Annotated in this window: 17 protein-coding genes, 2 pseudogenes and 1 riboswitch; of the genes and pseudogenes, 9 read left to right on the top strand and 10 right to left on the bottom strand. The window is 41.5% G+C overall.

Annotation, left to right across the window (positions count from 1 at the left end):
• Window position 1 precedes the first annotated feature (1 nt).
• A complete protein-coding gene (locus tag ONZ52_RS00930; protein WP_265216755.1) occupies window positions 2-778 on the top strand; it encodes a hypothetical protein in 777 nt (258 codons plus the stop codon).
• A 120-nt stretch (window positions 779-898) separates the two neighbouring features.
• Window positions 899-1,321, top strand: a complete 423-nt coding sequence (locus tag ONZ52_RS00925) for a DUF4145 domain-containing protein (RefSeq protein ID WP_265216754.1) — start codon at window positions 899-901, stop codon at window positions 1,319-1,321.
• 203 nt (window positions 1,322-1,524) lie between these two features.
• Here the strand turns inward: ONZ52_RS00925 and ONZ52_RS00920 are convergent, their stop codons facing one another.
• The 4 genes from ONZ52_RS00920 to ONZ52_RS00905 all read right to left on the bottom strand — a co-directional run bounded on the left by ONZ52_RS00920 (window position 1,525) and on the right by ONZ52_RS00905 (window position 2,861).
• On the bottom strand, window positions 1,525-1,836 hold the full coding sequence (locus ONZ52_RS00920; RefSeq protein ID WP_110573988.1) for a hypothetical protein: 312 nt from the start codon (window positions 1,834-1,836) through the stop codon (window positions 1,525-1,527).
• Between the two features lie 9 nt (window positions 1,837-1,845).
• Window positions 1,846-2,076, bottom strand: coding sequence for an addiction module protein (locus ONZ52_RS00915; protein WP_265216752.1), 231 nt, complete (start codon window positions 2,074-2,076; stop codon window positions 1,846-1,848).
• 280 nt (window positions 2,077-2,356) lie between these two features.
• Window positions 2,357-2,647, bottom strand: a complete 291-nt coding sequence (locus ONZ52_RS00910) for a type II toxin-antitoxin system RelE/ParE family toxin (protein ID WP_265216751.1) — start codon at window positions 2,645-2,647, stop codon at window positions 2,357-2,359.
• A complete protein-coding gene (locus ONZ52_RS00905) occupies window positions 2,640-2,861 on the bottom strand; it encodes a TA system antitoxin ParD family protein (protein ID WP_111606388.1) in 222 nt (73 codons plus the stop codon). The genes ONZ52_RS00910 and ONZ52_RS00905 overlap by 8 nt, the downstream gene beginning before the upstream one ends.
• Window positions 2,862-3,064: 203 nt before the next feature.
• Between ONZ52_RS00905 and ONZ52_RS00900 the strand changes: the two genes are divergently transcribed.
• The 4 genes from ONZ52_RS00900 (at window position 3,065) to ONZ52_RS00885 (ending at window position 4,954) form a co-directional block, all read left to right on the top strand.
• Window positions 3,065-3,340 carry a type II toxin-antitoxin system Phd/YefM family antitoxin gene (locus tag ONZ52_RS00900; protein WP_111606389.1) on the top strand — a complete coding sequence of 92 codons (276 nt, stop codon included), beginning with the start codon at window positions 3,065-3,067 and terminating at the stop codon, window positions 3,338-3,340.
• On the top strand, window positions 3,297-3,665 hold the full coding sequence (locus ONZ52_RS00895; protein ID WP_265216750.1) for a type II toxin-antitoxin system RelE/ParE family toxin: 369 nt from the start codon (window positions 3,297-3,299) through the stop codon (window positions 3,663-3,665). Before ONZ52_RS00900 ends, ONZ52_RS00895 begins: the two co-directional genes overlap by 44 nt.
• 185 nt (window positions 3,666-3,850) lie before the next feature.
• Window positions 3,851-4,282, top strand: a complete 432-nt coding sequence (locus tag ONZ52_RS00890; protein WP_111606391.1) for an acetyltransferase — start codon at window positions 3,851-3,853, stop codon at window positions 4,280-4,282.
• 174 nt (window positions 4,283-4,456) lie between these two features.
• Entirely contained in the window at window positions 4,457-4,954 is a 498-nt protein-coding gene (locus ONZ52_RS00885) for a fasciclin domain-containing protein (RefSeq protein WP_265216749.1), read from the top strand.
• A 172-nt stretch (window positions 4,955-5,126) separates the two neighbouring features.
• Here ONZ52_RS00885 and ONZ52_RS00880 read toward each other — a convergent pair whose 3' ends face one another.
• Genes ONZ52_RS00880 through ONZ52_RS00870 form a run of 3 tightly spaced genes read right to left on the bottom strand, consistent with a single transcriptional unit; the run spans window position 5,127 to window position 6,140 of the window.
• Window positions 5,127-5,501, bottom strand: a complete 375-nt coding sequence (locus tag ONZ52_RS00880) for a 3'-5' exonuclease (RefSeq protein ID WP_265217756.1) — start codon at window positions 5,499-5,501, stop codon at window positions 5,127-5,129.
• Complete coding sequence (locus ONZ52_RS00875) at window positions 5,426-5,704, bottom strand: 3'-5' exonuclease family protein (protein ID WP_265216748.1); 279 nt, start codon at window positions 5,702-5,704, stop codon at window positions 5,426-5,428. Before ONZ52_RS00875 ends, ONZ52_RS00880 begins: the two co-directional genes overlap by 76 nt.
• A gap of 43 nt (window positions 5,705-5,747) precedes the next feature.
• A complete protein-coding gene (locus tag ONZ52_RS00870) occupies window positions 5,748-6,140 on the bottom strand; it encodes a tetratricopeptide repeat protein (protein ID WP_321160226.1) in 393 nt (130 codons plus the stop codon).
• Window positions 6,141-6,251: 111 nt separating this feature from the next.
• Here ONZ52_RS00870 and ONZ52_RS00865 point away from each other — a divergent pair, with 111 nt between their 5' ends.
• Window positions 6,252-6,653, top strand: a complete 402-nt coding sequence (locus tag ONZ52_RS00865) for an NUDIX domain-containing protein (protein WP_265216747.1) — start codon at window positions 6,252-6,254, stop codon at window positions 6,651-6,653.
• Window positions 6,654-6,865: 212 nt separating this feature from the next.
• Window positions 6,866-7,408: a DUF3237 domain-containing protein gene (locus tag ONZ52_RS00860; protein WP_111606396.1), complete on the top strand. Its 543-nt coding sequence runs from the start codon at window positions 6,866-6,868 to the stop codon at window positions 7,406-7,408.
• Window positions 7,409-7,430: 22 nt separating this feature from the next.
• On the opposite strand, the pseudogene ONZ52_RS00855 reads toward ONZ52_RS00860, so the two are convergent.
• Window positions 7,431-8,635 (bottom strand): annotated as a pseudogene (locus ONZ52_RS00855) (MFS transporter).
• A gap of 147 nt (window positions 8,636-8,782) precedes the next feature.
• Between ONZ52_RS00855 and ONZ52_RS00850 the strand changes: the two are divergent.
• A pseudogene (locus tag ONZ52_RS00850) lies at window positions 8,783-9,671 on the top strand (LysR family transcriptional regulator).
• A gap of 66 nt (window positions 9,672-9,737) precedes the next feature.
• Here ONZ52_RS00850 and ONZ52_RS00845 read toward each other — a convergent pair.
• A complete protein-coding gene (locus tag ONZ52_RS00845; RefSeq protein WP_111606399.1) occupies window positions 9,738-10,409 on the bottom strand; it encodes an energy-coupling factor ABC transporter permease in 672 nt (223 codons plus the stop codon).
• Between the two features lie 66 nt (window positions 10,410-10,475).
• A riboswitch (cobalamin riboswitch) is annotated at window positions 10,476-10,693 on the bottom strand.
• Window positions 10,694-10,842: 149 nt separating this feature from the next.
• Window positions 10,843-11,910: an FUSC family protein gene (locus ONZ52_RS00840; protein ID WP_265216745.1), complete on the bottom strand. Its 1,068-nt coding sequence runs from the start codon at window positions 11,908-11,910 to the stop codon at window positions 10,843-10,845.
• Between the last annotated feature and the right edge of the window lie 391 nt (window positions 11,911-12,301).

Here is a 12,301-nt window from a genome sequence, read left to right as displayed (position 1 = left end):
CGTGAATTTCTTCAAAAGATGGATATTAAAATCACTTCTAAAGAAACTAGCTCCTGATCGTATTCCAAGATCCGGAGAGAAAGCCAAAGATGTAAATTGTAATGTCGTTTATATCCGAGCAAAGGATGAATCTTGGACGATTCTTTGTAACAAAATCGATTCTAAAGGTGTCACTGGTAAGGTTTGGCTTAATCAAGAAGAGTTTGAAGAGCTTTCTATACCTTGGCCTTGGTTAAGTGATTATGAGTTAGATATTACCCACTTTTACGGTGTATACGACTTATGTTACTCTTCGATCCCACAATATTTCTTTGAAGGAATATTACCATGGAATAAGTTAAAAATTGTGCTTGGTAAAATTCAACAGTTTCTTTTCAATCGCAAAGAATTAGTTCGTTCGGAAAGAATCGAGACGCTTAAAATCATTCTCGAGGAAACAATCGAGAATAGAAATTTTACTGTAAGTTCGGTTTCTTTATCTGGCATGTTGTATACGCAAAGGTGGGTATTTCATCCAGATAAAACCAGACAGTTGGCCTACAACGACTTACTTCTGAAATCACTCGAAGAAAGTGGAGAATTACAAGCTATACAATATGGCTACAAGCTATCACCAAAAGCGTTAGTCACAATCTCTGCTTATGAAGAAGATCAAAAAAGACATAGGGATAACTTAGCACAATCCAATGCGACTAAATGGCTAACCTTTGCATTAATTATTGTGGGTCTTATACAAGCTGGCGTAACCTATTATGGTGTTTATAACAATGGCTCATAACAAACAGCTCAATCCGACCTTCACTGCGTTGCTCGTTTTGTGCTTTTCCACCTCGCTCGCATCAAACAATCAACGTCGTTCCGGCTCCATAGGCAAGCGTTAACACATTAGGAGTTAATTTTGGAATTTGATTATATGCTGAAAGTCGGTGAGGAAATTGGAATTGTCAAAGACAATCCTCGCTTGCTTGTAATAGTTTCTCATTCGTTCGTAGAAATGATGGTAAAAAACCTGCTAGATCATCATGTTCCGAGTATGCAGCTAAAAAATCATAATCAACGGCTAGAGAAACTTAAAAAGGAATCGGTTATAGATGATTTTCAGTTTAAGCTATATGACTGGTTTCGTGAATTAAGAAATGATGCTGTGCATAATCCAATATTTCGCCTGAAAGAGTCAGACTTTGAAAAACTGCAAGGTCTAGTCAAAAAAGAACAATTGGGCGTTAATAACTTTCATAGTTTTTCTATAAAGCTCATCTCCGAGCTTTGGAATAAAAATTTAGAAGTTCTTGGAGCGGCATATCTTGGTAAGCATTGCTAACAAGACGGTCAACGGCGCATCACGCTTCGCTGATGACGCCCTACGTTTTTGTTCTCCATCATTGGATATTAGGGTCAGATGAAAATTAAACACATTACTCAATTTACTGGCGCTGTCTTTATAGAAGCTAATACATTTATTCTCAAAATTAAGCAATAATATCGAGTTTGACTGTTTAAAAAACGTTCACGCTCTCGCCTTGGTTATGGGGTGAGTCTATCGTGCCAGTAACCGGGTTTTCTAGAATGATGGGCGAAAGCAACGACCGTAATTGTTTGACTACTTGCTATAGTCACCAAGGAGAAAGGGAACCTTTGAAGAATCAATTTTTTGGCTCCAAGCTTGGCAGCTTTACCAATGACCGGTACGAGCGGTGGGTTTGGTTTGCTGAGCTTTGCCGTAGCCTGCTCAAAACTAGTAATGAGCTGCTCTCCTAGACCGGGTATCTCAAGTTCGTACCAAGCAGCGGCCTCGGTCAATTCTACGCTAGCTTCCGTGCTAATCTTTACCTTCAAGATCAGCCCCTAATCCGAGTCTCTGGCGCGTGAAATGGCTTCATCAACATCAAGAAGTTCAGTTTTGCCTGATTCAATGTCATTGATTCTGCGGCAGATTTCAATGTCCCAAGCCTCTGCAACACTAATATCGGCTGGACCATCTAAACTGGCAACCAGATCATGTGCAAGTTTAGCACGCTCTTTCTCAGGCAAATTCATAGCGGCACTAGTAATACTTTCAAGTTGTGCTGTTTCCATTGCATCACCTAAAACTTTTCAAATGATAATGAACAAATGATGCACCAAAATGTACTCCATCACAAGGCACTCTACCGGATTACATAGTCTGGTAAGCTTAGCGTTATACATGAAAATAGTAAGCGAAATGTTTTGTGGTTTGGTTGCTCAAAATTGAATTACTTTTCGGGACTTCATGCGAAGAACAATTGCGAGTTTCGAGTTTTGTAACAATTAGGATTAGGCTTTTTTCCAAATCTAAGAAATTGGAGCTGGCTTAACCATTATGATCAATATCCGCTCAGACGATATTTTTCACATCACGGTAAAAATTTTCATGACTACCTAATGCCATGAGTTCGAGTGTAAGGGTGCCATCTTCATAGCTGTAACCAAGTAATGTAAGTTGCTTCACCATGTTAAATTTATACACACGAAGAAAAGATAGATCGCCTTTCTTCTGTTGCCCTAGAAGCAGATCTTCAATCAATTCTCTGATCGCGTTATCTAAATCCGCTTTTTGATTTTTATGCAGTTTTTTGACCGCTTTTTTAAATGTGGTTGTTTGAAGAACTTGAGTAATGTTAGCCAAAGCTGTAGGCCTCAAGTTTTCCGGCTTCTTTTTCCGCTTGGGCAATGATAGCTTGTTTTACGAACTCATAGGGTAAATCGGGGTTATCTTCCATCATTTCGCCGATTTTCGCCCAGTGTTCAATTTGCTTAGGTGTTGTACGGTTTAAGGCTTTCGCCATGATGGCCGCTTTATCAACCAGTTCTTGGTCAAGTCGGATACTTGCTGTAGACATAATAAAATCTCCTTAGTGTTGTATAAGAAATGTAGCAAAATACCACATTTGTAGCAATGCGCATCACAACAACACCCCCAATACTTCACATATCTGCCCTTCCATTAAAAAGAGGAAGAAACTACCCCCCGCGTTATCACGACTACCCTCATTGACCGACGACCTATTTAAAGACTATATTTGGTCATAACGAAGAGGTATTTATGAAGTTATCAGATCAAATCAAACCTATTAGCTATTTGAAAGCTCATGCTGCTGAGGTCGTGCGTAACCTGTCTACTAACATGCAGCCGATGGTGATCACTCAAAACGGTGAGGCTAAGGCTGTTATACAAGACATCAAAAGCTATGAGCAAACTCAAGAGACTATGGCGCTACTTAAGATATTGGCTCTGGGTCAACGTCAGATAGAAGAAGGTAAAGTTCAGCCTGCTGGTGACGTTGTCGCCAAGCTTCGTAACCGGAGTAAAAGCCGCTAATGAGCTATCGGTTTTTCTCACTGATGATGCTGCTTACGATCTTGAGGCTCTATACGAGTATATCGAAACTCATGATGCACCAGAGAAAGCAGATTACGTTCTAGACAAAATTGAAGAGGCATTTTTAAGCCTTGCCGATAATCCCGAGCGCGGGACTTATCCAAATGAGTTGCTAGCAATCGGCCTACGGGAGTATCGAGAAATCTATTTCAAACCCTACCGTATTATTTATCGAATCATTTCGCAGTCTGTTTATGTCATGGTGATCACTGATGGTCATCGTGATATGCAGTCTCTTATCGAACGCCGCTTGTTCAAAGCCTAAGGGAATAAAGGGTCGGAATAAAGGGTCAGATGAAAAATTAAAAAAATCAGCCATCTAGTTGTGATTTCTCTGACGTGTGATGACAAATCCGCTCCTGTAGAAACACCACCACTAAACAGAGCGTCATAGCTGTGGCGACACCACTATGTGACCCTTAACTATTCAATGTTTAATCGAGTTTGATCATGAATATCGAAACCGTAGAAAAAGCAGACTATCTCAAGCTAATAGAAATCTGGGAGTCTTCGGTCAGGGCCACTCATGATTTTTTGGTCGAAGAGGATCTCCAAGCGTTAAAGCCGTTAATTTTAGAGCAGTATTTTGATGCCGTTGAGTTGAGGTGTGCTAAAAATGCGCAAGGTGAAATTCAAGGGTTTTGTGGTGTTCATGACGGTAATATTGAGATGCTGTTTATCTCGCCTGCTGCTCGCGGAAAAGGCATTGGTACCATGTTGACGGCCAATGCTATCCATGAGCTGGGCGCTTCAAAGGTCGATGTAAACGAACAAAATGAGCAAGCACTGGGTTTTTATCTGCATATTGGCTTTAAAGTGATAGGCCGGTCACCAGTAGATGGTCAGGGTAAGCCATATCCGCTGTTGCATATGGCGCTATAAACATTCTGCGAAACAGCGCATCCCCTCAGTTTTTCAAAGCACTTCCCTCCTCAGATTTATTATTTTTAATTTTTTTCACATTACTTTGATCCGCTTTTTTATTAGCGCCGTAAATATTCATGTTGAACACAAACTGAAACACCAAACTATTATTTAACCTTAAAGGACATTATTATGTTAAAAAAATTAGTTGCAACATTACCTATTATCGCTGCTAGCGTTATGTTTATGCCAGCTGCCCATGCGGATCACCATGGTATGAAAAAAGATATTGTTGACGTAGCAGTTGAAAATGGTTCCTTTAATACGCTTGTAGCTGCGGTGCAAGCGGGTGGCCTTGTTGACACTCTAAAAAGTGAAGGCCCATTTACTGTTTTTGCACCAACCGATGAAGCCTTTGCAAAATTGCCTTCTGGTACAGTAGAAATGCTGTTAAAGCCTGAAAACAAAGACAAACTCGTTGCTGTTTTAACTTATCACGTAGTCGCTGGCAAAGTCACTGCAGCAGATGTGGTAAAACTTGACAGTGCAACTACCGTTCAAGGTCAGACTGTGACGGTTAAAGCGAGCGGTGATAATGTGATGATTAATGATGCCAAAGTCGTTATTGCTGATGTTGAAGCAAGCAATGGTGTAATTCATGTAATCGATACCGTATTACTGCCTAAATAATAGGTCCTAAGTAATAGTAAATATTTAATACCATTTAAAAACGCAGAGGGATATTCTTTATTCCTTCTGTGTTTTTGGTATTTTAATACCAAGCACCCATCCCTTATAAAACCATTAAAGATAATAGAACTTTCTTTAAATAAAATAGTAAAAAGAAAACATTTTTATTTTTTCATTTACTCAATGCCCTCTCCACACATATGGCAGCATGAGCATCATTCGCCGCATACAGAATCTGATTTTCTTTCAGTGGATAAGCGCCCCAGTTGGATTTCTGGGCGCCTTTGCCAAGACGTTTCCCCAGTACCATGGCGACAGCAGCACGGGCACCAATGCTGTTTTTTTCTCCAGCAAGACGTTTCAAAGTCATCGATAAGTCTTGCGTATTGACTATGTCGATGTTGAGCTTGTTTCGCAGTTCTTTGTTATCGTCTTTGATACCAAAACCGATCTTCTTGATGTTTGGGTTGGTTAAAATTTCCTTGGCCGCTGCAACGGCGACAGCAAATCGAACCGGAAAGAGAAACGCCTTGGACTCTGTCGCCAGTTGAATAAGCGATGGGCCGGGCTGACCTCTCCTTTTTGAAAGATCGGTTTGCTTTCGGTATCGAATCCTAGGCTGGTTTCGTTTTTTAGGACTTCTATGGCTTGTGCTGCGTCAAGTTCGTTCTCAACGATGTAAATATCGGAAAGACCAAGACCAATGTACAAGGGTAATTCGCTGATTTGTTCCTTGCTGGGACGTTCCATTTCTTATCTCTTTTTTTAGACGCCTTTGAGTGCTTTTAATAAATCATGGATGTCCGCTTTGAGGCTCTTTGTCGATGATTTTATTGCTGTGAATTTTAGCTTGTTCTAGGTATGCAATAGCACCAGCGTTATCGCCTAGCTCTACTTTTAGTTGAGCGACAGAAAAGCCGATGGAAGAGAGATAATCTTTGGCGTTGATTGCGGTGGCTTTTGCTAGGGCTTTGTCATAGAGAGCAATGGCCTGCTCCAAGTCATCGGTAAAATCGGCAAGGGTTTCCCATTGAACCGGATGGTCTTTGTCAGTACCGTCGTTCTCTTCGCAGAGTCTCAGCAACGTTTGATAAGATGCATCAAAGCCAACTTGGTCTTTTTTGTTGGCGCAAGTCATAAGCACTTTCGCAAGAGAAAGCACTTCTTTGTATATTTTGGTGTTCATATTTCACTCTGTTTGCTGCATTCGATTATGTCATGGCGAGTATGGTAATTTTAATAGAGAATTTATGACAGCTTTTCACTGGGATCTTGAAAAATAATGGGAGTTATCTCGATGCAAGTTCATGAATGTGTGTCTTTTATATTACTAAAAGACAATCAGGTGTTGTTAGAAAAACGCGCCCAAGACAAAGAGTACGATCCCAATTTGATCGCGATTCCTGGTGGTCATATGGAACACGGTGAAACAAGAGAACAAGCCCTATTTCGAGAGCTAAAAGAAGAGCTGGATATCGTTCCAACGTCTTATGTGTATTTATGTTCTCTGTATCACCCAACAGGAGAGCTTCAACTCATCCATTATTATGTCATTACACAATGGACAGGCACGATCGTTTCGCTAGAAGCGGACGAAGTCGCTTGGCATTCGCTTGAAGCAAACCCACTTGATATCGAGGCGGATAAAGTGGCACTGGCAGAGTATCGAAGACTCAGCTTGTCATTAATAATCCTGTAAATTCATACGACGACGTAAAATAAGACCCTTTCGAGTGAATGCTGAACCTAAGGGATTAATTACGGGGATATTTCGCTTATCGCAAAAATCAATATCATTTATCGATTAAACAATTACAAAGACAAACATCATACCTCTATTCTCAAAATGCTTTTTTTATAAAAGCAGTGCTTAGATTACAAAGGCAATAACAATAAAAATGGAGAACAAGTATGTTTAAAATCATGAACAACATAGCGATGTGTTCAATCTTTTTACTAAGCAGTGTTGCTGCATCAGCCGCCGATGAAAACCCGAATAGAGACGACCGTTTTACAACAAAATTTGTCTACGAGTCTCGCGTGACGATAGATAAAGAACGCGTCACCGTTGGACAAAGCAAATATGGTGAACGAGGTATTGTTTGGATAACAGGTGGCGAATTTGCAGGGCCATCGATGAAAGGCAAAATCATACCAGGCGGCGGTGACTGGCAGCTTGGCCGACCTGACGGAAGCAGAGAGCTAGATGCAAAATACGCACTAAAAACCGACGATGGCTTTGTAATCTTAGTTCAAAACAAGGTAACCATTAGCCCAGAACCCACTAAAGAAGACCCAAATAATCGTTATGCCCGAAGCGTATTAAGTTTCGAAGCACCGATCGGCAGCCCCTATGAATGGATGAATAAATCTGTTTTTCTAGGCACGTTAGACAGAGCAGATAACTACAACGAAAATCCAGCGGTAATCATTCGAGTGTGGCAACTTCTCTAAATTTTTTCTTAAGCTCCGATGCTTAAACGTTATCGGAGCTTAGCTCGTTTACAACTCTTTTTTGTCGAACCAAGCTGACTTCAGCCAAAACAACAATCCCCAACACTAACCAAGATGCCATGATGACGCCCGTCCAACCATCCGCTTGCCAGAAAGGATCAAGATAAAACCCACCAAGACTGGCACCTAAATAATAAAACACCAAGTATAAGGAAGAAGCACTGGCTTTAGCGTGTTTGGCATTACGACTCACAAAGCTGCTCGCCGTTGAGTGGCATAAAAAGAAACCAAAGCTGTTTATCAATAAGCCCGCGATGATCGCCAATAAAGACCCCCTAATGTGACGAGTGAACCAAACATGAAAATACAAGTGCCTAGTACCATGATGTTTGGCTGGCTCCAGCGTTTGGCAAGTTTACCCGAAATAGCTGAACCCAATGTACCAGACAAATAGGTAAGGAAAAGCAGGCCAACGTATTTAGCGGTTAAGTTATAAGGCGCGGCTTCCAAAACGAAGGTCACGTAGCTGTATTGGTTGATAAAAATGAAGAAGCTAAAACCGCCAATGAAATAACTAGTTAGTAAGCGACGATTCTGCAGATGGCTTTTCATGTTCATCAGGATATGACCAACACGCAGAGGCTTGGACTCGAAGTGTTGGGATTTTGGTAATAGGACAAAAAAGGCCAATAAACAAATTAAGCTAATCACACTCATGACGCCAAACGTTGCCGAGCGTCCTAGCCATTCGCCAACAAAACCGCCAATCAGACGACCACCAATGCCGCCCAGTGTGTTGCCGCTAATGTATAAACCAACGGCCACCATTAAGGCTTCCGGTGTGTATTCATCACCCAAATACGCCACGGCAATAGCTGGCAAACCCGCTAGAAAAAATCCTTGTAAAGCACGTAAAGCTAATAACGATTCGTAGCTTTGTACAAGAGAAAGGCAAAACGTCGTTAACGTAATGCCTATCATGGTCATCACCATAATGCCTTTGCGACCTAAGGCATCTGAAATTGGGCCGTAGAAAAGCAAAGATATACCCAAGGTCAGTGTCGTAATGGTAAAGCTACCACTGGCTTGCAGTGGGGTAATGGCAAACTCATTGGCAATCATAGGCAACAAGGGTTGTGTCACATACACATTGGCAAAAATCATAAAAGAACCAATGATAAGCGCCACGGTGCCTCGCCAAAATACGGAACTGCCCACTTCAATCACAACCACTCTCCACGAATCACAGTAACACACCACGGGACGCAGCCCGATGATGAACCCAACAAAAAATGCTTTTTTATAGTTACACTATACGCCCAGCCAAATAATCAATAAAATATATCCATCTTATCCAATCCATAAAGGTTATTGATGGACATTAAACCTCTGCGTTATTTTATTGCGATAGCCAAGACAGAGAGCTTTACCAAAGCCGCCCAACAGCTAGGCGTAGCACAGCCGGCGGTCAGCATGGCCATCAAAAAGCTAGAAGCGGATTTGGACTTAACCTTAATTCATCGAGCAGATCGAAATATCGGACTCACCGACGAAGGCAAAAAACTGCTGATTCATGCTGAAAAAATCATTCAAGCCACAGACGATGCCTTGTTAGAAATGAGTGAGCTAAAAGGGTTGAGCCAAGGTGAGGTTCGTGTGGGCATTCCCAGCATGCTGGGACTCTTATTACTTTCCACCGATTCTGATGGCATTTCGCCATAAATACCCCACTATTACCTTAAGAGTCATCGAAGGGGGAACTTGGCAATTGCAAAAAATGCTCGAAAGTGGCGAATTGGACCTGAGCGTTATCGTTGCTGAAACACTTCCCGATAGTCTACAAACTCAAGCCCTCATTCGAGAAGAAATGCTGGTGACTGTGGCGACCGATCACCCTTTTAGCCAGCTAACGAAAATTTCCCCTGAAGCATTTTTCGAAGAAGAATTAGTCATGTTCAAAGAAGGGTATTTTCATCGGCGCATTGTCGATAAGCTGGCCAAAGCCTGTAACAGGACACCTAAGATTGGTTTCGAAACCAACTTAATTCCGCTTATCAAATCCATCACTCAACAAGGTTTTGGTATTTCTACCCTACTCGCCATGGTTATCGAAGAAGACGATGAACTGATCACTCGTTCTTTTGATCCACCAATCTGGCTAGATCTAGGTATTGCTTGGCGCAAAGACAGTTATCTATCAAAAGCCAATCGTGCTTTCCTAGAGTTTGTTAGTGAACATGGTCGATATAAACGCAAAACATAAAAAATGCCCACTCTGCTTACGGTATTATCAGTGAACAGAGTAGGCATTTAGAACTACGCTTTCTAACTAGTTAAATAAACGCGCTTCAAACAAAGACGAGTTCTTAAAGCGATGCAGGCTTTTCGCACCCGCTAATACAGCAAGATCTAAAACAGGTTCAATCAGCACAACGCTTAAATACGCAATACCAAAGGTCGCCACGGCCGCGGTGTTCTCGGCACCGAAACCTTGTCCATAAAACGCCCAAAAAGCCACCCAAGCGACAATACCGCCTTGGTAAGTTAGGGACAGTTTCAATGCTTGTTTATAGCTAATATCGACATAAGCCGTATTCTCAGCAATGGTTCGGCGCGCAACGGCCGACATAGCAAACAGAGGTAATAACAAGGTTGTGACATTCATGCCGTATTGAGGTAGATCAAATTGGGCAAAGAAAACACCTTGCGTTAATAAGCCTAACATCAAACCAATAGAAGCAGCCGCAGGACCAAAGATAAGAAACAGCGTTGAGCCTAAGATAAGATGCACTTCCGATACACCAACCGCGTGATGAGGAAAGAGTTCAAAGAAGGCAAAGACAAGCAGTGTGGTTAATGCGCTGCGACCGATCAAAGACATGAGACCCTCTTTTTTGATCATCTCAATAGATGCTTTCGCAGAAAAGCCAAACGCCGCCAAAGCGGTAGCATAACTCAAAACAATTTTTGCGCCATCAACGACGCCAGGTTCAATATGCACTATGTGCCTCCAAAATATGCTTCATACTCACCCGTATGATTCAAATTGATGGTTTTTCTGCTTAGAAAAACCGGATTAATGAAGGCCGGTCTCCGGACTGATAAGTGTTTGGAAGAGCTGTATTTCGAAGACTCTCATTCCTTCCCGTCTATAAAGACAGTGGAAGTAAGAAGAAACACACCACTTATTTACCGTTGCGGGGGCAGTACAGGGATTGCTTACAAGAATTAAACGCACCTGTTTCCCGTTTCACCCTTTAGGGCACCTTCACAAGAACTGATTATCACGGCTTTACAGCGTGCTATCAGAATCTCGAAGCCTACGTTTTAACAAGCTTTTACGCAACAGACAGGCGATAAATAAAAGTAGATAAAAAAATACCTTTCATCCAAAGAAGAAAGGTATTCATAGTAAACAGCGACATTAAAAAATATTAAGAAGGTCGTCGACCCGATAAGGAGCTACGCGCATTCATTCTTGATTCAATATGTTTAAGGAGAGAAGTGCGATGGAAAATAGTCCCGCCGACAATACCAATAACACTGCCAATAGAAATATCCACTAATCTATGCAGCAACAACACATCTGTGCTCATATTCGCACTGGTAAACTCCGCCATAATCACGGTCAATGGTGTAACAAAAATAACAGCCGCACCGTAGTTCTTCACAATCAACAATTCCACTAAGAATTGGAAAAGAATCATACTAAGGGCCAATACCCAATAATTTGGCTGCAGAGAGAACAAACACCAAGCGACCCCCATACCAATTGCGGTTCCAACAATACGATGAACATTTCGGTGCCAAATCATACGATAAGTCGCGCCTTGTAAAATGGCGGCGCAGGAAATCGGCACCCAAAGAGCATTAGGTAATGCTAACCATAGAGCGAACAAATAAGAAAAAGCGATAAAAAAAGCCACTAACGCCCCTTCTAAGATAATCGCATTAACCTGAGGATCGGTTTCGACTGTTGTTGCTGGCAAATCATTCGCGCCAGTCATTAAGCTATAAACAAAGGCTAAAGCACAGGATAAGATCCCACCTAAAGCCACCATGCCAATATTCGATGCCCATTTACCTAAGTCAAAAGGCAGGTAAATTGCTAAAGCAGAAACGAGAATAAAGAAAAAACTACCCGGAGGCGGCAAACGGTAATAACGCGTAATAACAATTGCGCCGAAGGACAACAACCCAAGAGCTAAAGCCGCTAAATATGGATTAAAGCTAGAAAGCGATCCAATGGTAAAGCAGACCATAAAGCCAAATGAACACATGGCCAGCGTCACCATACGATGCGCTGTTCGCGTTTTAGGCAAGTACAAAATAACCATTGTCCCTAGGCTTGATAGCGTTGCTATCGCAAACTGATCTGTGGCCGCGCCTATCAATGCTGGGATACCAACGCATAGGGCAGCAAGCACAGCCAAATGCCAAGGGCGTTTAATGTCACTCCACGAGAAAAGGTCTCTTAACTGAATCAATAAGGCTTTTATCAAGTAGATACTCCGTAAAAATCTGTTTAATAGATAAACATTTTACCATCATTCCTGACTATCAATAATGAAAAAAACACACAAAACAGCAAGGTTACTCACCACTTAACAGGATAAATATTGTTTCGAAACTAAAAAAAGTGCGCTTGCGAACAAAACTATAAATTTTTTTATATTTTCACATAAAAAAACATTATAGTGTCTTTCATAATATTTTGTTGCTCGATGTTGTTACTACCAATTTTCTGAAGGACACAGATTATGAACCTCATTCGCACGCTCTTATCTTTTTTAATGAAGGACAAAATTGTTGCTTCAACTAACTTTAACCGCTGGTTAGTTCCCCCGCTTCTATTGCCATTCATTTATGTATTGGTTCTGTCTATGCTTGGAG

Source organism: Marinomonas rhodophyticola (genome assembly GCF_026113935.1).
Classification (GTDB): Bacteria; Pseudomonadota; Gammaproteobacteria; order Pseudomonadales; family Marinomonadaceae; genus Marinomonas; species Marinomonas rhodophyticola.
The sequence above is the reverse complement of the archived record's forward strand: the minus strand, read 5'-3'. Positions and strand labels throughout refer to the sequence as shown.

Excerpts from the sequence above, each read along its gene's own strand:
- ONZ52_RS00915 (WP_265216752.1), bottom strand. The coding sequence starts at position 2,076 with ATGGAAACAGCACAACTTGAAAGTATTACTAGTGCCGCTATGAATTTG.
- ONZ52_RS00905 (WP_111606388.1), bottom strand. The coding sequence starts at position 2,861 with ATGTCTACAGCAAGTATCCGACTTGACCAAGAACTGGTTGATAAAGCG.
- ONZ52_RS00900 (WP_111606389.1), top strand. The coding sequence starts at position 3,065 with ATGAAGTTATCAGATCAAATCAAACCTATTAGCTATTTGAAAGCTCAT.
- ONZ52_RS00890 (WP_111606391.1), top strand. The coding sequence starts at position 3,851 with ATGAATATCGAAACCGTAGAAAAAGCAGACTATCTCAAGCTAATAGAA.
- ONZ52_RS00885 (WP_265216749.1), top strand. The coding sequence starts at position 4,457 with ATGTTAAAAAAATTAGTTGCAACATTACCTATTATCGCTGCTAGCGTT.
- ONZ52_RS00875 (WP_265216748.1), bottom strand. The coding sequence starts at position 5,704 with ATGGAACGTCCCAGCAAGGAACAAATCAGCGAATTACCCTTGTACATT.
- ONZ52_RS00870 (WP_321160226.1), bottom strand. The coding sequence starts at position 6,140 with ATGAACACCAAAATATACAAAGAAGTGCTTTCTCTTGCGAAAGTGCTT.
- ONZ52_RS00865 (WP_265216747.1), top strand. The coding sequence starts at position 6,252 with ATGCAAGTTCATGAATGTGTGTCTTTTATATTACTAAAAGACAATCAG.
- ONZ52_RS00860 (WP_111606396.1), top strand. The coding sequence starts at position 6,866 with ATGTTTAAAATCATGAACAACATAGCGATGTGTTCAATCTTTTTACTA.